Annotated in this window: 18 protein-coding genes; 13 read left to right on the plus strand and 5 right to left on the minus strand. The window is 74.2% G+C overall.

Going from position 1 to position 21,606, the window contains the following annotated elements; translation table 11 throughout:
- The first annotated feature begins 9 nt into the window (after window positions 1-9).
- The 7 genes from ACIBK9_RS14610 to ACIBK9_RS14640 all read left to right on the plus strand — a co-directional run bounded on the left by ACIBK9_RS14610 (window position 10) and on the right by ACIBK9_RS14640 (window position 7,927).
- Window positions 10-1,449, plus strand: coding sequence for an MFS transporter (locus tag ACIBK9_RS14610; RefSeq protein WP_397158297.1), 1,440 nt, complete (start codon window positions 10-12; stop codon window positions 1,447-1,449).
- A gap of 37 nt (window positions 1,450-1,486) precedes the next feature.
- On the plus strand, window positions 1,487-1,963 hold the full coding sequence (locus tag ACIBK9_RS14615) for a TIGR03618 family F420-dependent PPOX class oxidoreductase (protein ID WP_397158299.1): 477 nt from the start codon (window positions 1,487-1,489) through the stop codon (window positions 1,961-1,963).
- A gap of 185 nt (window positions 1,964-2,148) precedes the next feature.
- Complete coding sequence (locus ACIBK9_RS14620) at window positions 2,149-3,531, plus strand: hypothetical protein (protein WP_397158301.1); 1,383 nt, start codon at window positions 2,149-2,151, stop codon at window positions 3,529-3,531.
- Window positions 3,532-3,621: 90 nt separating this feature from the next.
- A complete protein-coding gene (locus ACIBK9_RS14625) occupies window positions 3,622-4,704 on the plus strand; it encodes a dihydrodipicolinate reductase (RefSeq protein ID WP_364338591.1) in 1,083 nt (360 codons plus the stop codon).
- A complete protein-coding gene (locus ACIBK9_RS14630; RefSeq protein WP_352325308.1) occupies window positions 4,701-5,237 on the plus strand; it encodes a carboxymuconolactone decarboxylase family protein in 537 nt (178 codons plus the stop codon). Before ACIBK9_RS14625 ends, ACIBK9_RS14630 begins: the two co-directional genes overlap by 4 nt.
- A 1-nt stretch (window position 5,238) precedes the next feature.
- Window positions 5,239-6,846, plus strand: coding sequence for a GMC oxidoreductase (locus ACIBK9_RS14635; protein ID WP_397158303.1), 1,608 nt, complete (start codon window positions 5,239-5,241; stop codon window positions 6,844-6,846).
- A 97-nt stretch (window positions 6,847-6,943) separates the two neighbouring features.
- A complete protein-coding gene (locus ACIBK9_RS14640; protein WP_397158305.1) occupies window positions 6,944-7,927 on the plus strand; it encodes an alpha/beta fold hydrolase in 984 nt (327 codons plus the stop codon).
- A 48-nt stretch (window positions 7,928-7,975) separates the two neighbouring features.
- Here ACIBK9_RS14640 and secD read toward each other — a convergent pair whose 3' ends face one another.
- The 4 genes from secD to ACIBK9_RS14660 form a co-directional block, all read right to left on the minus strand.
- Window positions 7,976-10,213 (minus strand): protein translocase subunit SecD, encoded by a 2,238-nt coding sequence (gene secD, locus ACIBK9_RS14645; protein ID WP_397158307.1) that lies wholly within the window; start codon window positions 10,211-10,213, stop codon window positions 7,976-7,978.
- A 38-nt stretch (window positions 10,214-10,251) separates the two neighbouring features.
- On the minus strand, window positions 10,252-10,665 hold the full coding sequence (locus ACIBK9_RS14650; RefSeq protein ID WP_397158309.1) for a hypothetical protein: 414 nt from the start codon (window positions 10,663-10,665) through the stop codon (window positions 10,252-10,254).
- A 55-nt stretch (window positions 10,666-10,720) separates the two neighbouring features.
- Entirely contained in the window at window positions 10,721-12,331 is a 1,611-nt protein-coding gene (locus ACIBK9_RS14655) for an amidase (RefSeq protein ID WP_397158311.1), read from the minus strand.
- A gap of 184 nt (window positions 12,332-12,515) precedes the next feature.
- On the minus strand, window positions 12,516-13,643 hold the full coding sequence (locus tag ACIBK9_RS14660) for an esterase-like activity of phytase family protein (RefSeq protein ID WP_397158313.1): 1,128 nt from the start codon (window positions 13,641-13,643) through the stop codon (window positions 12,516-12,518).
- A 205-nt stretch (window positions 13,644-13,848) separates the two neighbouring features.
- Between ACIBK9_RS14660 and ACIBK9_RS14665 the strand changes: the two genes are divergently transcribed.
- Window positions 13,849-15,711, plus strand: a complete 1,863-nt coding sequence (locus tag ACIBK9_RS14665) for an ABC transporter ATP-binding protein (RefSeq protein ID WP_397158315.1) — start codon at window positions 13,849-13,851, stop codon at window positions 15,709-15,711.
- A gap of 22 nt (window positions 15,712-15,733) precedes the next feature.
- On the opposite strand, the gene ACIBK9_RS14670 is transcribed toward ACIBK9_RS14665, so the two are convergent.
- Entirely contained in the window at window positions 15,734-16,276 is a 543-nt protein-coding gene (locus ACIBK9_RS14670; RefSeq protein ID WP_358302626.1) for a GtrA family protein, read from the minus strand.
- Window positions 16,277-16,647: 371 nt separating this feature from the next.
- Here ACIBK9_RS14670 and ACIBK9_RS14675 point away from each other — a divergent pair, with 371 nt between their 5' ends.
- The 5 genes from ACIBK9_RS14675 to ACIBK9_RS14695 all read left to right on the plus strand — a co-directional run bounded on the left by ACIBK9_RS14675 (window position 16,648) and on the right by ACIBK9_RS14695 (window position 21,586).
- Window positions 16,648-17,661, plus strand: a complete 1,014-nt coding sequence (locus ACIBK9_RS14675; RefSeq protein ID WP_397158318.1) for an ABC transporter substrate-binding protein — start codon at window positions 16,648-16,650, stop codon at window positions 17,659-17,661.
- Window positions 17,658-18,698 carry a methyltransferase gene (locus ACIBK9_RS14680; RefSeq protein ID WP_397158320.1) on the plus strand — a complete coding sequence of 347 codons (1,041 nt, stop codon included), beginning with the start codon at window positions 17,658-17,660 and terminating at the stop codon, window positions 18,696-18,698. Before ACIBK9_RS14675 ends, ACIBK9_RS14680 begins: the two co-directional genes overlap by 4 nt.
- 148 nt (window positions 18,699-18,846) lie before the next feature.
- The gene (locus ACIBK9_RS14685) at window positions 18,847-19,929 is read left to right on the plus strand and encodes a hypothetical protein (protein WP_358302617.1); all 1,083 of its coding nucleotides are present in this window, start codon (window positions 18,847-18,849) and stop codon (window positions 19,927-19,929) included.
- On the plus strand, window positions 19,926-21,203 hold the full coding sequence (locus tag ACIBK9_RS14690; RefSeq protein ID WP_397158322.1) for a hypothetical protein: 1,278 nt from the start codon (window positions 19,926-19,928) through the stop codon (window positions 21,201-21,203). The genes ACIBK9_RS14685 and ACIBK9_RS14690 overlap by 4 nt, the downstream gene beginning before the upstream one ends.
- Entirely contained in the window at window positions 21,200-21,586 is a 387-nt protein-coding gene (locus tag ACIBK9_RS14695; RefSeq protein WP_397158324.1) for a FixH family protein, read from the plus strand. The genes ACIBK9_RS14690 and ACIBK9_RS14695 overlap by 4 nt, the downstream gene beginning before the upstream one ends.
- Window positions 21,587-21,606 lie beyond the last annotated feature (20 nt).

Here is a 21,606-nt window from a genome sequence, read left to right on the forward strand (position 1 = left end):
GAGACGACCATGTCCCTCACCTCCCGGCGCACCGCCCTGGCCGTGTTGTCGACGTCCGCCTTGATGACCATCCTCGACGGCAGCATCGTCACCGTGGCCATGCCCGCCGTCCAGCGCGATCTGGGGTTCTCCCCCGCCGGGCTGAGCTGGGTGGTCAACGCGTACCTGCTCGCGTTCGGCGGGCTGCTGCTGCTGGCCGGACGGCTCGGCGACCTCGTGGGCCGCCGGACGATGTTCCTGGCCGGGAACGCGGTGTTCACCGGCGCGTCCCTGCTGGCCGGCCTGGCCAACAGCGAGGGCCTGCTCATCGCCGCCAGGTTCCTGCAGGGCGTCGGCAGCGCGATGGCCTCGGCCGTCGTGCTCGGCATCCTGGTGACCTTGTTCACCGAGCCGCGCGAGCGGGGGCGGGCGATCGCGGTCTTCAGCTTCACCGGCGCGGCCGGCGCGTCGATCGGGCAGGTGCTCGGCGGCGTGCTCACCGACGCGCTGAGCTGGCACTGGATCTTCTTCATCAACCTGCCGATCGGGCTGGCGACGATCGTGCTGGCGCTGCCCGCGCTGCCCGCCGACCGGGGCCTCGGCCTCGCGCGGGGCGCCGACGTGACCGGCGCGCTGCTGGTCACCTCGGGCCTGATGCTGGGCATCTACACCGTGGTCAAGGTCGAGGAGCACGGCTGGCTCGCCGTGCACACCCTGGCGTTCGGCGCGGTGTCGCTGGCCCTGCTCGCCGGCTTCTTCCTGCGCCAGGCCACCGCGCGCACGCCGCTGATGCCGCTGCGGGTGCTGCGTTCCCGCAACGTGGCCGGGGCGAACGTCGTGCAGATGCTGGCGCTGTCGGCGATGTTCGCCTTCCAGATCATCGTCGCGCTCTACATGCAGAAGGTCCTGGGGTACGGCGCCCTCGCCACCGGGCTGGCGATGCTCCCGGCGGCCGTGGCGATCGGCGGCGTGTCGCTGTTCGTGTCGGCGCGGCTGAGCGCCCGCTTCGGCGCGCCGGCCGTGCTGCTGGCCGGGCTGGTGCTGCTGCTGGCCGCGATGGCCTGGCTCACGCGGGTGCCGGTGGACGCCGACTACGTCACCGACCTGCTGCCGGTCATGGTGCTGATCGCAGGTGGCGGGCTGGCGCTGCCGGCGCTGACCACGCTCGGCATGTCGGCCGCCCGCGCTGACGACGCCGGCCTCGCCTCGGGGGTGTTCAACACCACCCAGCAGATCGGCATGGCGCTGGGCGTGGCCGTCCTGACCACGCTGGCGGCCTCCCGTACGCAGGAGCTGCGCGCCGGCGGGGCGGCCGAGGCGGCGGCGCTGACCGGCGGCTACCACCTGGCCTTCGCCACCTCGGCCGGGCTGCTGGCGGCGGCCGTCGTGGTCGCCCTGGCCGTCCTGCGCCGCCCCCGGGCCGCCGCGACCGCCGACGCGTCGCGGATCGACCAGCCCGCCGCCCTCTGAATCCCCTTCTTCTCACCGCGAAACGGAGCCGATCATCATGACCGAGCCCTCTTACGGCCCCGGACAGGGCCCCGGCGCCCGCCCCCTCACCGAGGACGAACTCCTGCGGATCCTCGCCCGCCAGCCCTTCGGCGTGCTGGCGACGCTCAAGCGCGACGGCCGCCCGCACCTGGCCTCGATGGCCCTGCGCTGGGACGCCGCCGGACGCGTCCTGCGCATCTCCTCCGCCGAGGGCCGCATCAAGGTGCGCCACCTGCTCGCCGACCCGCGGGCGACGGTGCACCTGCAGGGCGACGACGTCCTGTCGTACGCCGTCGCCGAAGGACGGGCGGAGGTCTCCGAGCCGTCGCTCACCCCGGGCGACGCCACCGGACGCGAGCTGCTGGAGATGGCCGGCGGCTTCCCCGACCCGGCGGACGAGGCCGCCTTCCTGGCGGAGATGGCCAGGGGACGCCGCCTGGTCATCAGGATCCGGGTGGACCACCTGTACGGCATCGCCCTCGACGCCGCCTGACCGGCGCCCCCGGTCAGGCGGCGACCGCACGGGCGGGCGCCGGACCCCGGTTGCCGCGAGCCGGACGGGCGGCCCCCGGACCCCGGTTGTCGGGTGTCGGACGGGTGGGCACCGGCCCGGGCCCCGGTTGCCGGGAGCCGGAGGTGCGGGCGAGGATGGCGCGATCGTCAAGGGAAGGTCGTCGTATGCGGGTCCCGGGCCGTCCGCTCGTGGTGTTGCTGGTGGGGGCGCTGGCCGCGTGTTCCGCGGCGGGGCCCGCCACCGCTCCCGGTCCCGTCCCCGCGCCGGACACGAGCCCGGGCCCGACGGCCTCGCCGACCCACGCCTCGCCTCTGCCGCCCCACACCCCGACCGTGCCGCCCCACACCCCGCCCGTGCCGACCCACGTCCCGACCGTGCAGGCCGCGACCCGGCCGCCGGTCGTGCGGCCGGCGCGCAGCGGCTGCGACGGGGCGAGCGCCCGCGACTTCGACGGCGACGGCCGCGACGACGTCGCCCTCGGCTATCTCGGTGCCACCGGCCGGGTGCACGTCCTGTCGGCGGGCAAGGTCATCCACCTCCCCACCCCGCCGGGCAACCGGATGAAGGGCTTCGGCTGGTCGGTGACCATGGCCCACGTCAACGACGACCGCTGCGCGGACCTCGTCGTCGGCACCCGCACCCTGACCGTGGCCGGCCTGAAGGGGGCGGGCGGGGTCTACGTCCTGCACGGCGGGGCCGCCGCGCCGCCGCGCCGGCTCGTCTCGCCGCGGCCGCAGGAGGACGCGGCCTTCGGCGAGTCCGTCGCCGCCTACGGCGACCTCGTCGCGATCGGCGCGCCGCGGGAGCGGCCGGGAGGCGCGGTCTACCTGTTCAGGAAGGGCGCGTTCGTCCGGCGGATCACCCAGGAGACGCCCGGCGTGCCCGGCAGCTCCGAGGTCTCCGACCGGTTCGGCGACCGGCTCGCCCTCGGCCCGCTCGCCGGCGGCGGCGTGGGCCTCGCCATCGGCGCCCCCGAGGAGTACGCGGACGGCCCCGGCCGCCAGGACGTCGGCGGCCGGGACGACTCGCCCCTCGGCGCGGTCACCGTCGTCCGCGACGTCACGGCGCGCAGACTGAGCGCGGTACGGCTGCGGCCGCCGCGCGACGACGACGGCAGGCCCTGCGCCGGCTTCGGCGACAGCCTGGTGTACGTCCCCGGCACCGGGCCGGCCGTGTTCTCGCCGCCATGCGGCCGGCTGCGCTTCTACGACCTCGACCTCAAGGTCATCCGCACCGTGACGGCCCTGCGGGCGCCCTGGGACGCCGAGCTGGCCGCCTCCGCCGACGGCCGGGTGGCGGCCCTGGGCGGCGACCACGGCGACCCGGCGTTGCTGCTGCTGTCCCCGAAGGACGGGACGCGGGACCGCCGGCTCACGGGCGACTACCTCGCCGACACGGCGCACCGGGGGATCGCGTTCGGCGGGGGCCGGATCGTGGTCACGATGCAGGGGGCCGCCGACGTGGCCCTCGTCGACCCGGCCACCGGAAAGGCCGACCTCGTCAAGACCGCCACCGGAGACCTCTTCATCAAGGCCGTCGAAGGCTGAGAGACGTCCGTCGCCAGAGGCCGTCGAGGGCTGAGGAGGGCCGGTCGTTGGGCCCTGTACACCAAACCAAGCGCTTGCTACGCTCCGCCCATGACGTCCACCGTGGTGTGGGGTACCGGCAACGTCGGCCGCGCCGCCATCAGGGCCGTGGAGGCCCATCCCGACCTCAGTCTCGCCGCCGTCGTCGTGCACTCCCCCGACAAGGCCGGCCGCGACGCCGGAGAGCTCGCCGGACTCGGCCGCGACCTCGGCGTCACCGCCACGGACGACGCCGCCGCCGTCCTGGCCGCCCGCCCGAGGGCCGTCGTGTACGCCGCCTCCGGCGACCTGCGTCCCGACGACGCCCTGGCCGACGTCCTGCGGGCCGTCCGCGCCGGCGCCGTCGTCGTCACGCCCTCCCTGTACGCCCTCTACGACCACCGCGGCGCGCCGCCCGAGCTGCGGGACCAGGTGCTGGCCGCCGTCGCCGAGGGCGGCGGCTCGCTGTTCGCCTCCGGCATCGATCCCGGCTGGGGCAACGACCTGCTGCCCCTGCTGCTCAGCGGCCTCGGCTCGGTCGTGGACGCCATCCGCTGCCAGGAGATCTTCGACTACTCGGGCTACGACCGTCCGGACGCGGTCCGGTACATGGTCGGCATGGGCCAGCCCATGGACTACGAGCCGCCGATGATCGCGCCGACGGTCCCGTCCATGGTGTGGGGCGGGCAGGTACGGCTGATGGCGCGGGCCCTCGGCGTCACGCTGGAGGAGATCCGCGAGGTCGTGGAGCGGCGTGCGCTCGACCGCACGGTCACCACCGCCGGCATGGGCGACTTCGAGGCCGGCACCCAGGGCGCGGTGCGGTTCGAGGTCCAGGGCGTCGTCGAGGGCGAGCCGCGCATCGTGATCGAGCACGTCACCCGCATCCACCCCGCCTGCGCCCCCGACTGGCCGCTCCCACCGGACGGCGGCGACGGCGCCCACCGGGTGATCGTCGAGGGCCGCCCGCGCATCGAGGTCACGATCGAGGCCACCGACGAGGGCGGCAGCCGTTCGGCGGGCGGGAACGCCACCGCGGCGGGCCGGCTGGTGAACGCCATCGACTGGCTCGCCGCCGCCCCGCCCGGCCTGTACGACGCGCTCGACGTCCCGCTGCGCCCCGCATCCGGCCGGCTCGGAAGGAAGAACCCGTGATCGTCGACGTTCCCGGCGGCAAGGACCCGATCGCGTACGTCTGGGGCGAGCTGGTCCCCGGCATCGGGACCGCCGCCTCGAAGTTCTCCATGGCCGTCTACGCCCACACCACGCTGGGCCTGCGCGAGTTCGAGGCGGCCCGGCTGCGGATCGCGCAGATCAACGGCTGCGTCTTCTGCCTCGACTGGCGCACCGAGCGCGACGGCGTCAAGGTCGAGGACGGCTTCGCCGACGCGGTCGCGGACTGGCGCGCCACGGACGCCTTCGACGCGCGCACCCGGCTCGCCGCCGAGTACGCCGAGCGCTACGCCCTGGACCACCACGGGCTCGACGAGGAGTTCTGGTCCCGGATGACCGAGCACTACAGCCAGAACGAGATCGTGGAACTGAGCATGAGCATCGGTTCCTGGTGGGCCTTCGGCCGGCTCAACCACGTGCTGGGCCTGGACACGGCCTGCATGCTGACCGGCGGCCCGGCACCCTCCGTCAGACCGACCGAGTCCGCGTCAGACCGACCGAGCGAGGGCACGTGACATGAACACCAGCCGCCGCACCTTCATCGCCGGAACCGCCTCCCTTCTGGGCGCCGCCGCACTGCCCGGCCGCGCCGCCGCCGCCGTCGCCACCGCTGCCGCCGACGGGCCGATCGCCGACGGCGCCCGCGTGCCCGTCCTGGTGATCGGCACCGGGTACGGCGGCTCGGTGGCCGCCCTGCGCCTGGCCCAGGCGGGCGTCGAGGTGCACATGATCGAGATGGGCATGGCCTGGGACACGCCCGGCTCGGACGGCAAGATCTTCTGCAACACCCGCGAGCCCGACTATCGCTCGTACTGGCTGCGCACCAGGACCAAGGCGCCGCTCAACTACTTCCTCGGCTTCCCCATCGACCGGGACATCCCCCGCTACACCGGCATCCTGGACGCCGAGGAGTTCGCCGGCATCACGGTCTACCAGGGCCGCGGGGTCGGCGGCGGCTCGCTGGTCAACGGCGGCATGGCCGTCACGCCCAAGCGGGAGAACTTCGCCGCCGTGCTCCCGTCGGTCGACGCCGACGAGATGTACGGCGTCTACTACCCGCGCGCCAACTCCGGCCTCGGCGTCGGCCTGGTGGACCCGGCCTGGTTCGACACCACCGCGTGCTACCAGTACGCCCGCGTGGGCCGCAAGCACGCCCAGCGCTCCGGCTTCCCGTTCACGTTCGTCCCCGACGTGTACGACTGGGACTACATGAAGCAGGAGGCGGCCGGCACGGCCACCCAGTCGGCGCTGGCCGGCGAGATCCTCTACGGCAACAACCACGGCAAGAAGTCCCTGCAGAAGACCTATCTGGCGCGGGCCCGCGCCACCGGCAGGGTGACGATCTCGCCGCTGCACCAGGTCACCTCGGTCGCCCCGGCGGCGGGCGGCGGCTACACCGTCCGGATCGACCAGCTCGCCACCGACGGCTCGGTCACCGCCGCCAAGACCGTCACGGCCGCCCGGGTGTTCTTCGCCGCGGGCAGCGTCGGCACGAGCAAGCTGCTGGTCAGGCTGAAGGCCACCGGCGCGCTGCCCGGGCTGGACGACGAGGTCGGCAAGGGCTGGGGAGACAACGGCAACGTCATGTGCGGCCGGGCCAACCACCTGTGGGACCCGACCGGCAAGCTGCAGTCGGCCATCCCGTGCGCGGGCATCGACAACTGGACGGCCGGCGGCGCGTTCGCCGAGGTGGCGCCGCTGCCGACCGGGATCGAGACGTACGCCTCGTTCTACCTGTCGATCACCAACACCCCGCGCCGCGCGGAGTTCTCCTGGAACGCCGCGACCGGCAAGGTGGACCTGAGCTGGCAGACCGCCTGGAAGCAGACGTCCATCGACATGGCGAAAACGATCTTCGACAAGATCAACGCCAAGGAGGGGACGATCTACCGCACCGACCTGTTCGGCGTGTACAAGATCTGGGGCGACCACCTCACCTACCACCCGCTCGGCGGCGCGGTGCTGAACCGGGCCACCGACAACTACGGCCGCCTGACCGGCTACCCCGGCCTGTACGTCATCGACGGCTCGCTGATCCCCGGCAACACCACGGTGAACCCGTTCGTCACCATAACGGCGCTGGCCGAGCGGAACATCGAGAAGATCATCGCCACCGACCTTTAGCGCAGGGTTTGCCGAAACGGCAACGGAGTTCGCGCGCCGCGGCACGGGCCGCGCATGATCCTGGTGACAGGCCAGGACTCACATGCGTGGAGGAACGATGTCGCAGCTCACCCCGGTCGCCGAGGGCGTCCACCGCCTGGTGCCCTCCCCCGCCGGCCGGGTCCATCTCGTGGAGGCGGGGCAGGGGCCGCTGGTGCTGCTGGTGCACGGATTCCCCGAGTCCTGGTACTCCTGGCGGCACCAGCTCCCGGCGCTGGCCGCCGCCGGGTACCGGGCGGTGGCGGTGGACGTGCGCGGCTACGGCCGCTCGTCCAAGCCGGCGGACGTGGCCGCGTACCGGATGACCGAGCTGGTCGAGGACGCCGTGGCGGTGGTGCGGGCGCTGGGCGAGCGGACCGCGGTGATCGTCGGCCACGACTGGGGCTCCTCGATCGCCGCCCACAGCGCCCTGCTGCGGCCGGACGTCTTCCGCGCGGTCGCCATGCTCAGCGTGCCGTACACGCCGCGCGGCGGGCCGCGTCCCACCGAGGCGTTCGCCGCCATGGGCGGGACGGACGAGTTCTACGTCAGCTACTTCCAGACGCCCGGCCGGGCCGAGGCCGAGATCGAGCCGGACGTCCGGGGCTGGCTGGCGGGCGTGTACGCGGCCCTGTCCGCCGGGACCATGCCGGGCCCGGACGCGCCCCACCCGCTGTTCGTGGCCCCGGGCGGCAGGCTGCGCGACCGGTTCCCGGCCGGCGGCACGCTGCCCGGCTGGCTGAGCGAGGCCGACCTCGACTTCTACGCCGCCGAGTTCGAGCGCACCGGCCTGACCGGCGCGCTGAACCGCTACCGCAACATGGACCGCGACTGGGAAGACCTCGCGCCCCACGACGGCGCGCCGATCGTCCAGCCCTCGCTGTTCGTCGGCGGCGCCGAGGACGACACGACCCGGTGGCTCTCCGCCGCGATCGACGCCTTCCCCACCACCCTGCCCGGCCTGGTCTCCTCCCGGCTCCTGGACGACTGCGGCCACTGGATCCAGCAGGAACGCCCGGACGAGGTCAACGCCATCCTCCTGGACTGGCTCGCCCGGCTCTGACCCGCGACGCCGCGGGCCCGCCCGCGCGAGGCGGGCCCGCGGCGCCGGTCACAACACGGCTCCCGAGCCCTCGCGCGGCCGCCGGGCGGCCTTGGGCGCGGGCGGCTGGGGGGCCGGACGGCGGTCGTACCGGGCCAGGCCGATGGCCGCGGGGCCGGCCACGAACGACGACGTCAGCGTGCCCACGACGATGCCGGTGACCAGCGCGATCGCGAAGTCACGCAGCGAGTCGCCGCCGAAGACGGCCAGCGCGACCAGCACGAACAGCGCGCCGAGCCCGGTGTTGACGGTCCGCGGCACGGTCTGCAGGATCGCCGTGTTCACCGCCTCGGCCAGCGGCGCGGTGCGGCGGGCGGCCCACAGCTCGCGCACCCGGTCGAACACCACCACCTTGTCGTTGACCGAGTAGCCGACCACGGTCAGCATCGCGGCGAGGAACACGCCGTCCACCGGCTTGCCGAGCCAGGCGAACAGCCCGATCACCACGGCCAGGTCCACCAGCAGCGCCAGCACGGTCGCCGTGCCGAACGTCCAGCGGAAGCGCACCGCCAGGTAGAGCAGCTGCGCCGCCACGGCCACGCCGAGCGCGATGACGGCGTTGCGGCGCAGTTCCTCGCCCAGCGTGGGGCCGATGAACTCGTCGCGCACCTTGCTCACCTCGCCGCCCCGCCCCTCCAGCGCGGCCTGGACCTTGGCCGGGTCGAGCTGCCCCGCGCGCACGGTCACGCCGTCGGCGGCGGCCTGCACGACCGCGCCCGGATAGCCGGCCTCGCTCACGAGCCGCCGGGCCGTGTCGGCGTCGACCGGCCTGGACGTGCCGAACTCCACGAGCCGGCCGCCGGTGAACTCGACCCCGAAGTCCAGGCCGCGGGTGAACAGCCCGGCCAGCGCCGCGACGACCAGGCCGCCCGCGACCGCGAGCCACAGCTTCCTGGCCTTCATGAGCTGGGGGTTCCGGCGGGCCAGCCACGTCCGGACGGCGCCCGGTGAGGCCAGGCCCGACAGGCGCGGCCCGATCCGGCCGATGACCGCATGGGTGAGCACGCGGGTGATCAGCATGGCCGACACCAGCGAGGCCAGCACGCCGATCGCCAGCGTCACGCCGAACCCCTTGACCGGCCCGGAGGCCAGCCCGAACAGCAGCGCGGCGGCGATGAGCGTGGTGACGTTGGAGTCGGCGATGGCGCTCCAGGCGTTCTTGAACCCCCGGTTCAGTGCCGGGGCGAGCCCGCGGGCCGGGGCCAGGCCGTACTCCTCCCTGGCGCGTTCGAAGACGAGCACGTTGGCGTCGACCGCCATGCCGACGGCCAGCACGAACCCGGCCAGGCCGGGCAGCGTGAACGTCGCGCCCATCGCGACCAGCGCGGCGTAGGAGATCAGGCCGTAGCAGGTGAGCGCGATGGCGGCGAGCAGGCCGGACAGGCGGTAGATCACGATGATGAACAGGGCGGTCAGCACCAGCCCGGCGATCGCGGCCTTCACGCTGGCCTCGATGGCGTCGGCGCCCAGCGTGGGGCCGACGGTCCGCTGCTCGACCAGGTCGAGCGGCACGGGCAGCGCGCCGCCCTTGATCAGCACGGCCAGGTCGCGGGCCTCCTCGTGGGTGAAGGATCCGGTGATCTCGGTGTTGCCGCCCGGGATGCCGGTGCCGCACGGCACGGACGGGTCAAGCTGCGGCGACGAGATGATCTTCTTGTCGAGCACGATGGCGACGCGCCGCTTCGGGTCGCCCGCCGGCTGGCAGGCGGCCTCGCCGGTCATCCGCTGCCAGGCGTCGGCGTCGCGGAAGTCGACCGTGACCGACCAGCCGGGCCCGCGCTGCGGGTCGCTGCGCTCGGTGGCGTCGCTGACGCCGTCGCCGCTGATCGCCGCCGGGCCGAGCGCGAGCGGGCTGCCGCTCTCGTCGGGCAGCGCGGTGGCGTCCCCGGCCTTGCCGGGGCCGGTGACCGGGTGGAAGGCGAGCTGGGCGGTGCGGCCGATGACCTCGGCCGCCTTGCTCGGGTCGAGCACGCCGGGCAGCTCGACGATGATCCGCTTCTCGCCGGAGCGGGCCAGGGTGGGATCGACGACCCCCAGCGCGTCCGCCCGGCGGCGGAGCACGTCGAGGGCGCGGTCGGTGGCCGAGGAGTCGGCCGTGACCGTCGGGGAGTCTCTGGCCTCGAAGACGAGCTGGGTGCCGCCGCGCAGGTCGAGGCCGAGGCGTGGCGTGGCGGTGAGGGACAGGATGATCGAGGTCGCGATGACGGCGAACGCCGCCAGCGCGCGCCACATGGGCGCACGTGACATGAGGCCTCCACAGGCTCAGGTGTGCGGAAGAGGGATCTTCAGAGCACCGTGGAGGGAGGCGCGCGGGCCGCCGCCGCGCCCCCGGGCCGGTCGGCGGCGGCACGGACGGCGGGCCGCCGGACGACGGCCGACCAGACGTGCAGCGACCGGGCCGGGGCCGCGGCGGGCAGCGCCTGTCCGCCGGGCCCGGCCTGGTCGTGCCCCGCCTGCCTGACCTGCGCGAGCGGAGGCGGCGGCGGGGTCGAGCCGAGCTGGGCGACGGCGGGCGGGTCGGCCGCCGCCTGGATCGCCGTGACCTGCGTGACGGCCTGCGTGACGGCCGGGGCGGCGACCTGGGCGGCGACCTGGGCGGCGACCTGGGCGGCGACCTGGGCGGCGACCTCGGCATGGCCCGTCGCGGGGAGCAGCCACGACAGGACGAGAAGCAGCGCGGCGGGCAGTCTGCTGCGCATCTCGCCTCCTTCTCGTCGTGACCGTCGCCCCTACCGTAGCCCGCCGCCGGGCCGCTCAGGGCAGGGTGCGCAGGTACGTCGGCGGTTTGCGGACCTGAGTCGCCTGCTCGAAGGCGTATCCGAGAGCGATCAGGGACGGCTCGGAGAACCGCCCGCCGAAGAACGTGACGCCGAGCGGCAGGACGTCCCTGGCGTACCCGGCCGGGACGGTGACCGCCGGGTAGCCGGAGATCGCCGAGGGCGCGGAGGAGGAGACGAAGCCGGTGAAGTCGTCGCCCTTGGTCAGGTCTGTCAGCCAGGCCGCGTGGTTGGTGGGGGCGAGCAGCGCGTCCAGGCGGCCGGCGGCCAGCGCCGAGTCGATCACGCGGCGGGCCAGCGTGGTGGCCTGGTCGCGGAGGGCGCGGTAGGCGGGGTCGTCCAGGTCGCCGGTGGTGGCCTGCGCCTGCTCGAAGACCTCCTGGCCGAAGTACCGCAGCTCGGTCCCGGCGTGCCGCCGGTTGAAGTCGATCAGCCCGGCCAGGTCGGCGGGGTGCCGGCCGGAGGTGGCGGCCAGGTAGGCGTTCAGGTCGTGCTTGAACTCGGTCAGCAGCGCCGGGAACTCGGCCTCGCCGGCCTGGTCCATGCCCTCCAGCTCGACGTCCACCACGGTCGCGCCGCGGGCCTTGAGCGTGGCGACGGTGGCGTCCAGGGCGGCGCGCACCTCCTGGTTGTCGCCCGCGACCGAGCGCCACACGCCGACGCGGGCGCCGTTCAGCGCGCCGGGACGCAGGGCCTTGAGGTAGTCGCGGTCGCCGCCCGGGACGGTCGCGGGGTCGCGCGGGTCCGGCCCCTGGATGGCCGAGAGCACGGCGGCGGCGTCGGTGAGGTTCCTGGTGATCGGCCCCGCGGTGTCCTGCCGGGCCGAGATCGGCACCACGCCGGCCCGGCTGACCAGCCCGATCGTGGGCTTGATGCCCACCACGCCGTTGATCCCGGCCGGGCAGACGATCGAGCCGTCGGTCTCGGTGCCGATGGTGACGGCGGCCAGGGTGGCGGCGGCGGCGACCGCCGAGCCGCTGCTCGACCCGCAGGGGTTGCGGTCGAGGACGTAGGGGTTGTTGGTCTGCCCGCCGATCGCGCTCCACCCGCTGGAGGACGGGCTGGAGCGGAAGTTCGCCCATTCCGACAGGTTGGCCTTGCCCAGGATCACCGCGCCGGCCGCCCGCAGCCGCTGGACGAGGAACGCCTCCGCGGCCGGCCGGGCGCCGAGCAGCGCCTGCGAGCCGGCGGTGGTGCGCAGCGGCGCTGCGGTGTCGATGTTGTCCTTGAGCAGGACCGGGACGCCTTCCAGCGGCCCGTGCGCGCCCCGGCGGCGACGCCGGTCGCTGCGCTCGGCCTCGCCCAGCGCGCCGGGGTTGGTCTGGACGACCGCGTGCAGCAGCGGGTCCACCGCGCGGATGCGGTCGAGGTAGAAGCGGGTCAGCGTCACCGCGTCGAAGCGGCCGTGGTCCATGGCGCGTTGCAGGTCGAGCACGGTGGCGCGGTCGAGGTCCAGCCCGCGCAGGACGGTGCCGGCGGACGGCGGGGCCGCCTCGCGCGCGTGCGCGGGGACGGCCGCGGTTAACCCGGCGGCGAGCGCGAGCGCCAGAGCGGCGGCCGCCCGGCGTGCGGGCTTCAGGAGAGTCATGGCTGTCGAGCGTAGCCATGATGCTTTCCCGGGAAAATATTCCAATTCGTATATATCCGCCACCCTCGGTCCGGCCCGGCCCCCGCGCGGGGGGCGGGCCGGCGGCGAGGCGGGGCCGCCCACGCGGTGTCGGTCCGGCGGCCGGGCGGGCCTTCCCACGCGGTCCCGGGCCGGTGGCGGGGCGTCAGGGGCAGCCCGTGGCGGCGAAGGCCGTGAACTGGCTGACCTCGTTCCTGCTGAAGTTGTCGTCCGAGCCGATCACCAGCGTGCACTCCCCGCTGGCCAGCCGCGGCCCCCACGACATGGCCTCCAGGTTCTGCACCGGCGGCCGGAAGTCGCCCAGGTCGTAGACCAGCCGCTTGCTCACCGGCCGGTACCCCGCGCTCAGGTCGTCCTGGCTCAGCACGTTGGTCGCGCCCGTCAGGTCGATCTCGTACAGCTTGACCTTGTAGTCGACGCCCTCGATCCAGGAGCGTTCCAGGGCCAGGTAGCGGTGGTCGTCGATGGGCAGGATCTCCGAGACCCCGCTGTCGGACTCCCCGGTGGGCGGCACCGGCGCGGCCGGGAGCGCGTCGAGCGGGTAGACGAACTGGCCGCGCGGGACGCCCCGCCGGTCCCACACGGTGAGCCGGGCGGGCGCGCCGTGCTGCACCGTGGACGGCTCGCCGTCCTCGTACCGCGGCCCCTCGGTCATCGCCGTGATCCGGCGGGCGGTGACCGCCAGGCCCTCGAAACCGGCGTTGCGCCGCGGGCCGTGCTCGGTGGTGGTCAGGCGCAGGTTACCCGGCAGGCGCAGGTCCCCCTGGTGCCGGCCCTGGAGGTCGGCGGCGCGCACGCCGGAGGCGGCCAGCGGCAGGTCGGGGTGGCCGGCGTCGGGGCGGTCGCCCTCGTCGCCCCACAGCAGGCGACCGGACCAGCGGTCGTACCTGATGGACTCGGGGTCGGCCGAGCCGGGCTTGCCGTAGCCGGGGTAGGGGGTGCCGTCCTGCCTGGTCAGCGTGGTGACCCCGGTCAGGCTGATGCCGGTGAACGCGCCCGAGTCCCGGTCGATGTCCAGGCGGGCGGTGTAGAAGCGGGCCGGACCGTAGCGCCAGCGGTCGTCGGAGATCAGGTACCAGGCGCCGGTGCGCGGGTCGCGGTCGATGCCCGACACCCCGCCGACGGTGGTGCCGTCGAACTGCATCAGGTACGGCAGCCGCTGCTCCCCGAGATACCGGGTGATGCGGACCTCCTCCCGCGGGGCCGCCCAGGCGGGCTGGGTGACGCTCATGGCGACCGCGCACGCGACCGCGAACCCCGTGATTCTTCGCATTCCGTCCCCTGTGTCGTTCTGGTTACGTGGAGTGACCGGGGGACATGAAATCGTGCCCGCGCCCGCGGGGCGACCGGGACACGCCGCCGCCCGCGCGTCTTTGCCTGGCGGGCCGTGGACAGGCCGGTGGCGCACGGGCCATCGTCCTGTCACTCCGGAGCGCGAGGCGGCGGAAACCGTCGGTGCCCGCCCGCACACTCAGCGCATGCCCGATGAGCCTCTGGAACTCGGTGAGATCACCGTCTCCGACTGGTACGCCCACAACGACAAGATGGCCGAGGTCGGCTTCCTGACCATCGCCAGGCGCCTGCCCTCGCTCGTGACGCAGGCGATGAGCATGTCCTGGCGGGCCGGCCCCCGCGACACCGTGGCCACCATCGCGCTCAACCTCCTCGGCGGCGTCTTCACCGCCTTCGGCCTGCTGGCCACCACCGGCGTGCTGAGCGCCCTGTTCAGCGAGGGCCCGACCCCCGGCCGCGTGCTGGCCGCCCTGCCCAGCCTCGTCCTGGTGGGCGTGGCCGCCGTGCTGCGCACGGTGGTGCAGGCCGGCGCGGGCTGGGCGCAGTCACGCCTGACCCCGCAGATCTCCCGCCACACCGAGGAACGCCTCTACGGCCTGACCAGCCAGGTGGAGCTGGTCGCCTACGACGACCCGGAGTTCCACGACAGCCTCGAACGCGCCAACATGCGCGGCGTCAGCGTGGCCGGCGCGGTGGTCAGCTCGGCCATCAACGTCGTCACCGCGGCCGTCGGCATCGCGGCGGCGGCCGGCGTGCTGGGCGTGCTCCATCCGGTGCTGCTGCCGCTGCTGCTGCTGGCCGTGCTGCCCGACGCGTGGGCCACCGTGCGCGGCGCCCGTATGCGCTACTCGACGATGTACTCCCTCATCCCCGCCCGCCGCCGCAAGTGGATCATCGCCGAGCTGCTGGCCGACCGCGAGCCCGCCGCCGAGGTGCGTTCGTTCACCATGCGCGGCTTCCTGCTGCGCATGTACGACGCCGTCGCCAGGGCCGAGCAGGACGTGCTGCTCACCCTGGCCAGACGCCAGACCCTGGCCGGCCTGGTCGGCGAGGCCCTGGGCGGCCTCGGCACCGCCCTGGTCTACGTCGCGCTGGGCGTGCTGCTGGCCGTGGCGGCGATCCCGCTCGCGGTCGCGGGCACCGCGGTGCTGGCCATCAGGACCGGCCAGTCCTCGCTGGCCAACCTCCTGTACGCCACCAACCGCCTCTACGAGGACGGCCTCTACTTCACCGACTTCCTCCAGTTCTGCGCCGACGCCGAGCGCCGCGTGCCCACGGCCCGTTCGGCGGCCGTGCCCGAGGGGTTCGAGCGCATCGTGGCCGACGACGTGACGTTCACCTACCCGGGCGCCGACCAGCCGGCGCTGCGCGGGGTGACGGTCGAGATCAAGCGCGGCGAGGTCATCGCGTTCGTGGGCGAGAACGGCTCCGGCAAGACCACCCTGGCCAAGATCCTTTCCGGCCTGTACGAGCCCGACACCGGCACCGTCTCCTGGGACGACGTCGACCTGGCCGACGTGCCCCCCGACGACCTGCGCCTGCGCACGGCCGTCATCGCCCAGGACCACACCCGCTGGCCGCTCACCGCCCGCTACAACATCACCATGGGCGCCGACAAGGGCGAGCCCGCCCTGGTCGCGGCGGCCTCGGTCGCGGGGGCCGACGAGGTGGTCGCGGGCCTGCCCCTCGGCTACCGCACGCTGCTCGACCGCCGCTTCAAGGACGGCTGCGAGCTGTCCGGCGGCCAGTGGCAGCGCATCGCGGTGGCCCGGGGGTTCTACCGCGACGCCGACCTGCTCATCTGCGACGAGCCCACGGCGGCCCTCGACGCCCGCGCCGAGCACGCCCTGTTCGAGCGCATCCGCGACCACTCCGAGGGCCGCACGGTGCTGCTCATCACCCACCGCCTGGCCAGCGTGCGCTACGCCGACCGGATCTACGTCCTCGACCACGGCAAGGTCACCGAGCAGGGCGACCATCAGACGCTGATGGCGCTCAACGGCCTCTACGCCGACCTCTACACCCTCCAGGCCGCCGCCTACCGCTGACCCTGGCTACCGCTGCCCCTGTCTACCGCTGACCCTGCCGGACGCCGGACCTGCGGGGCTTGCGCTTGGCCACCGGCAGGGTGCGCCGTCCGTGGTACCGGGGCAGGGCAGCCGGCCGCACGCCGACGGGGTGGGTCTTCTCGTCGGGGAAGACCCACTTCCGCAGCGCCCAGAAGCGGAAGACCATGGCGATCACCGTGCCGACGAGCTGCGCGCTCACGAAGTCGGCGATCTCCTGGGCCGCCAGGCCCACGTCGGGGGCCTCCAGGCGGAACACGTAACGGGAGACCCACAGCGGCGCCGAGCTGAGCACCAGGCCGATGCCGCTGACCAGGAAGAACAGCCCCGCCTCGTGGCGGCGCTCGCGACCGCCCCTGAGCCGGAAGGACCACTCGCGGTTGAGCACGTAGGACACGATCGTCGCCACGAGCACCGCGATGATCTTCGCGGTCACCGGCTTCGGTTGCAGGACGGTCAGCTTCAGCCCGTAGAACACCGCGTTGTCCACCACGAACGTCGCTCCGCCGACCACCGCGAACTTCAGCAGTTCACGGTGCCTCAGCACGAGCGCCTGCAGCGGCGCCGGTAACCTCGCGAGTACTGCTTCTGCGATTCGGAGCACTCTCGATCTTCTCATCCGTCCGGACCGCGAAGGACGACGCTCACCCCGTCGCGGCCCCCGTCCGGCGCAGCAGCCCGGCCGGCACGGCCTCGGCCAGCGCCTTGTACCCCCGCGTTGCCCCCGAAGGGGGGTGAGGATGGCGCCGTGCACCAGGAGGGCAACAGCCGGGCGCGCATCTGACACGGCGGCCATCCCGTTCTGACCGGGCGTTGCAAGGCGGGCCTCCCGATGGTGCACTCAAGGGCGTTGGTTCCGACCTGTGTCCGGGCCGCCAGCGGGAGCGAGGGCCGGCGGCGGACCTCGAAGGGAGAACCGTGCGACGATCACGTCCCCTACTGCTGTTCCTGCTCGCCGCCCTGCTCGCCGTCCTGCTCGCGGCCTGCGGCGGGGCCGCGCCCGGCGGTCCGCGGCCGACCGGTTCCGGAGCGCCGCTGGAGAAGATCCGGATCGGCGTCATCCCGATCCCCGACAGCGCGCTGGTCTACCTCGCCCGCGACCGCGGCTACTTCGCGGCCGAGGGGTTGTCGGCCGAGCCGGTGACCGTGCAGGGCGGCGGCCCGGCGATCGACCGGATGAAGGGCGGCGCCCTGGAGTTCGGGCTGGTCAACTACGTGACGGCGTTCCTGCAGCAGCGGCGCGAGCCGGGGCGGCTGAAGCTGGTCGCCGACGCCTACCACGCCGCGCCGGGCGCGTTCCAGCTCTTCGTGGCCCCCGGCAGCCCGATCAGAAGCCCGCGCGACCTGCGGCGCACCGGCGGCGCGAAGAAGAGCGTCGCGGTGGCGACGCTGCGCTCGGTCGGCACGCTGAGCGCCGAGACCGTGCTCGCCGCGGCCGGGGTCTCCGCCGACGACGTCGCGTTCAAGGAGATCCCCCTGCCCGACATGCCGGCCGCGCTGGCCGCGCACGCGGTGGACGTGGCGTGGATGACCGAGCCGTTCATCACCGCCTACCGCCGGCAGGGCGGCCGGTCGCTGGGCGACGCCATGGCGAACGTCCCCGCCGGGTGGCCGATCGCGGGGTGGGCCACGACCGCCTCGTACGCGGCCGCGCATCCCCGGGCGGTCGCCGGGTTCCAGCGGGCCATGGCCCACGCCCAGCTCGACGCCCGGGACCGGAACCTGGTCACCGGGGTGCTGGGCACGTACACGAAGATCCCGCGCGAGGTGCTGCCGACCATCACGCTCGGCACGTTCCCCGCCGCGCTGGAACCCGCAGAGCTGCAGTCGGTGGTGGACACCATGGTGAGGTTCGGTTACCTGCCCGCGCCGCTGCGGGCCGAAGAGATGATCGTCCGGCCGGCCTGGGAGTCGGGGAAGGGGAACCCATGAGCGAGACGCCGGAGCGGGCGCGGGTGCTGCGCCTGATCGACGACTTCATCCTGTACGCCGCCGTCCGGGCCGCGCTGCGGCTGTCGGTGTTCGACCTGCTGGCCGCCGGGCCGTGCGCCGTGCACGAGCTGGCCGACGAGATCTCCGCGGGCGGCGCCGGCCGTCCCGACGAGATGCTGCTCGGCCGCCTGCTGCGGGCGCTGGAGCACCTGCGGCTGGTCGAGCGGGACGCCCGCGGCCGCTACCTGCTCACCGGCGAGGGCGACCTGCTCACCAGCGGCCGGGACGACTCGCTGGCCCCCGCCGCGCTGATGTGGGGCGAGGAGCTGTGGCGCGACTCGGCCGACCTGCTGCACCGGACGATCACCAGGGGCGCGCCCGCCGCGCTGGAGCTGCACCAGGTGGACTCCCCCTACGCCTGGCTGGGGGCCCGGCCCGCGGCCGGCGCGCTGTTCAACGAGTTCATGGCCACCCGCAGCGTCACCGTGGCCCGCGCGCTCGCCGAGCAGGACGTGACCGGCGTGGACGTGGTCGCCGACATCGGCGGCGGCACCGGCATCGTCCTGGCCACGATCCTGGCGGCCCATCCGCGGCTGCGCGGCGTGTTGTTCGAGCTGCCCGAGGTGGCCGCCCAGGCCCGCCGTCACCTGGACGGGCGGGCGGGCATCACGGTGGCCGAGGGCGACATGTTCACCGACCCGCTGCCCCGGGCGGCTCTGTACCTGCTGGGCAACATCCTGCACAACTACCCCGACGAGCAGGCCGCCAAGCTGCTGGCGCGGCTCGCGTCCCTGATGGACGGCCGCGCCGAGCTGTGGATCGTGGACGCCGTCCTCGACGACGACCCGCACCGCTCGCCGACGTCGGCGGTCGCGCTGGACATGAAGATGCTCACGCTGTTCAGCGGCGGCCAGGAACGCACGCTGACCCAGGTCGAGAGCCTGCTGGGGGCCGCGGGGCTGCACGTCGCCCGCACCGAGCCGCTGCCCCACGGGCTGCACCTGGTGGTGGCCAGGCAGCGCCCGGCTCCGGCGTGAGGCCCCGGCCGCCGCGCACCCGCGGCGGCCGTCGGCGAGACTGGCGGCCACGGGCGTCGGCCCGGGCCGCTCGGCGATGGTGATCTTGGGCTTCCCGCCACTTCGCGGCTTCTGAAAGTATTCGATCATGGAAGAAGGGAGACGCGAAGTGGCAGAGGCCAACGCGGGCGTACGGCGATTACTTGCGGACTCTGGGGAGCCGCGCGGATGGGTGCCGCTCCGGGCGGATCTCGTCACGGCGCTGCTGGGGGTCTGGTTCGGCGTCGGCCTGATGATCGACGCCTGGGCGCACACCAATCGCAGCGACCTGGAGACGTTCTTCACGCCGTGGCACGCGGCGTTCTACTCCGGGTTCGCGGCGGTGTCCGGCTGGATCATCTGGCAGGTGTTCCGCAACGTGCGGCTCGGCCGGCAGGGGGTCGCGGCCGTTCCCCAGGGTTATCTGGCCGGGCTGGTCGCCATCCCGGCGTTCGCGCTGTTCGGGCTGGCCGACATGACCTGGCACACCGTGCTCGGCATCGAGACGAGCGTCGACATCCTGTTCAGCCCGTCGCACCTGGGGCTGATCGTGACCATGCTGCTCATCATCACCACGCCGCTGCGCTCGGCCTGGAACGCCCCCGACGTCGGCGTCCGGCCCTCGCTCGGGCGGCTGTTCCCGGCGCTGGCCGGGCTCGCGTTCGCGGCCACGCTGGTGTCGCTGTTCCTGTCGTACGGCGACGCCCTGCAGTACCGGTCCGCGCGCGTCGTCGAGGCGTTCTCCAGCGTGGACGGGCCGGGCGCCGAACATCTGGCCACCTCCATGGTCATCAGCAACGTGGTCCTGCTGGCCCCGGTGCTGCTGGTGGCCCGGCGCTGGAACCTGCCGTTCGGCGCGGTGACCGTCATGTACACGATCGCCGTCCTGATGCCCGGCGCGCAGACGGCGTTCGAGAACGCGCCGACCCTGCTCACGTTCGTCGCCGCGGGCCTGGCGAGCGACGTGCTGATCCGCCTGCTGCGCCCGTCCGGCGCGCGGCGGGGGGCCTACTGGGCCTTCGCCGGGCTGTCGGCCTTCGTCACCTGGTCGCTCTACATCGGGATCGCCTCGGCGGCCGGGGGCGGACTGCCCGCGGTGCCCGAGCTGTGGACCGGCGCGCCGGTGGTGGCCGGGCTGATCGGCCTGGCGCTCGGGGCGCTGTTCCTGCCGAACGCGCTCCCCGCGGACGCGGCCGACGCCGGACGGGCATGATCCGGCCGCTCCGGGTCCTGTGTCTCGTCGCCGTACTCCTGCTCGCGGGCGCCGCCCCGGCCGCGGCCCACAACGTCACGGCCGGGGCGGACCTGCGATTCGCCCAGACCATCGCCGGCGCCGAGCTCACGGTCGTGATCAAGGGCACGTCGCGGGTGCCCGGGCCGCTGCAGATCGGCGTGATCGCCTACGAGCCGGCGACCGGGCCGCCGATCGGCCTGGAGGTGCGCTCGGTCGAGGACGGCCACAAGGCGACGGCCACCGCGCAGCCGTCCGCCAGCCCTCGGTACGTCAGGATCACGGTCGAGCGCACCGGGCCGCACGAGCTCAGGCTGACGGCGGGGGGCGAGGTCGCCGTGCTGCCGTTCCGCGTCCTGGTGGACCGCGGCTCCGCCGGCGAGTTCCTGATCTACGGCGGCCTGCTGGTGGCCGGGCTGCTGCTGGTGGGCGGCCTGCTCACCGGGGCGCTGTCGCGCAGGGCCCCGGCGATGCTGCTGGCCGGCGGCGCGGCGGCCGCGGTGACGGTGGCCGCGATGGTCGTCGTGTTCGAGCCCTCGCTGCCGCCCCCGCCGCCGGACGGCGCCGCCCCGGCGGTGAACACGACGGCCCTCGGACGGCCCTTCGCGCGGGGACGGGTGACGACCGTCCCGGCGCGTCCGGCGACCGGCGAGGAGTTCACGCTGCGCCTGGACCTCACCGACGGCTCGACCGGGCATCCGGTGGACGACCTCGTCCTGCACCACGAGGCGCTCGCCCACCTGGTGGTCACCAGCGAGGACGGCGCCTACTTCCGGCATCTGCACCCGCTGCGCACCGCGCCCGGACGGCTGGAGGTCCGGCTGCGCGCCGACCGGCCGGGCCGGTTCCTGGCCTACGCGGAGCTGGAACGCGAGGACTCCGGCGGCCAGCTGCTCGACGGCGAGTTCCGGGTCGCCGGGCCCGCGGTGGCCGCTCCGCCGCCGGTAGCGCCCGGGACGGGGGGCACGCCGGTGGTGCGGCCGTCCGTGCCGGTCGCGGGGCGTCCGGCGGCGATCGAGGTGGGGCTCGGGGTCACGCCGCGGCAGTGGCTGGGCATGTCGGGGCACCTGATCGTGCGCAGCCAGGACGGCGCGTTCCTCGGCCACGTGCACGAGATGGGCGCCCCCGCGCCCCGGCTGCGCTTCACGTTCAGCTTCCCGGCACCGGGCCGCTACCTGGCCTGGGCCCAGTACGCGGCCGCCGACCGGATCGTGACCGTGCCCTTCACCGTCGAGGTCGCGGAGGCTCTCCGATGAGGCGGATCCTGGCCGTCGCCGCCCTGCTGGCCGCGGCCCTGGCGGTGTTCCTGTACGTGCGCGGCTCGGCGCCCGGCCCGCTCACCCTCACCAGCACCGGCGAACGGTACGCCGTCACCGTCCTGGTCCCGAGGCCGACGACGGGCCGCGTCACGGCCGAGGTGCGGGTGACCTCCGGCGACCCGCACACGGTGGCGCTGTCCACGGTGATGCCCGGCATGGGCCACGCCACCCCGGAGATCGTCGCCGATCCGCGGCAGCCGGGCCGTTACGTGGCCGAGGGCGAGTTGTTCCCGATGGCCGGGGTGTGGGAGCTGTCGATCCGGCTGAGCGGCGCGGCGGGAGAGGAGGTGCTGGTGGTGAAGGCGCCGATCACGGGATAGGGGGCCGCTCTTGACGTATG

Origin of the sequence: Nonomuraea sp. NPDC050227 (assembly GCF_044459705.1) — a bacterium.
GTDB lineage: Bacteria > Actinomycetota > Actinomycetes > Streptosporangiales > Streptosporangiaceae > Nonomuraea.

Coding starts and splice junctions, on each gene's coding strand:
- ACIBK9_RS14690 (WP_397158322.1), top strand. CDS start 19,926: ATGATCCGGCCGCTCCGGGTCCTGTGTCTCGTCGCCGTACTCCTGCTC.
- ACIBK9_RS14615 (WP_397158299.1), top strand. CDS start 1,487: ATGACCGAGCCCTCTTACGGCCCCGGACAGGGCCCCGGCGCCCGCCCC.
- ACIBK9_RS14660 (WP_397158313.1), bottom strand. CDS start 13,643: ATGCGAAGAATCACGGGGTTCGCGGTCGCGTGCGCGGTCGCCATGAGC.
- ACIBK9_RS14610 (WP_397158297.1), top strand. CDS start 10: ATGTCCCTCACCTCCCGGCGCACCGCCCTGGCCGTGTTGTCGACGTCC.
- ACIBK9_RS14680 (WP_397158320.1), top strand. CDS start 17,658: ATGAGCGAGACGCCGGAGCGGGCGCGGGTGCTGCGCCTGATCGACGAC.
- ACIBK9_RS14625 (WP_364338591.1), top strand. CDS start 3,622: ATGACGTCCACCGTGGTGTGGGGTACCGGCAACGTCGGCCGCGCCGCC.
- secD (WP_397158307.1), bottom strand. CDS start 10,213: ATGTCACGTGCGCCCATGTGGCGCGCGCTGGCGGCGTTCGCCGTCATC.
- ACIBK9_RS14655 (WP_397158311.1), bottom strand. CDS start 12,331: ATGACTCTCCTGAAGCCCGCACGCCGGGCGGCCGCCGCTCTGGCGCTC.
- ACIBK9_RS14695 (WP_397158324.1), top strand. CDS start 21,200: ATGAGGCGGATCCTGGCCGTCGCCGCCCTGCTGGCCGCGGCCCTGGCG.
- ACIBK9_RS14650 (WP_397158309.1), bottom strand. CDS start 10,665: ATGCGCAGCAGACTGCCCGCCGCGCTGCTTCTCGTCCTGTCGTGGCTG.
- ACIBK9_RS14635 (WP_397158303.1), top strand. CDS start 5,239: ATGAACACCAGCCGCCGCACCTTCATCGCCGGAACCGCCTCCCTTCTG.
- ACIBK9_RS14640 (WP_397158305.1), top strand. CDS start 6,944: ATGTCGCAGCTCACCCCGGTCGCCGAGGGCGTCCACCGCCTGGTGCCC.
- ACIBK9_RS14665 (WP_397158315.1), top strand. CDS start 13,849: ATGCCCGATGAGCCTCTGGAACTCGGTGAGATCACCGTCTCCGACTGG.
- ACIBK9_RS14620 (WP_397158301.1), top strand. CDS start 2,149: ATGCGGGTCCCGGGCCGTCCGCTCGTGGTGTTGCTGGTGGGGGCGCTG.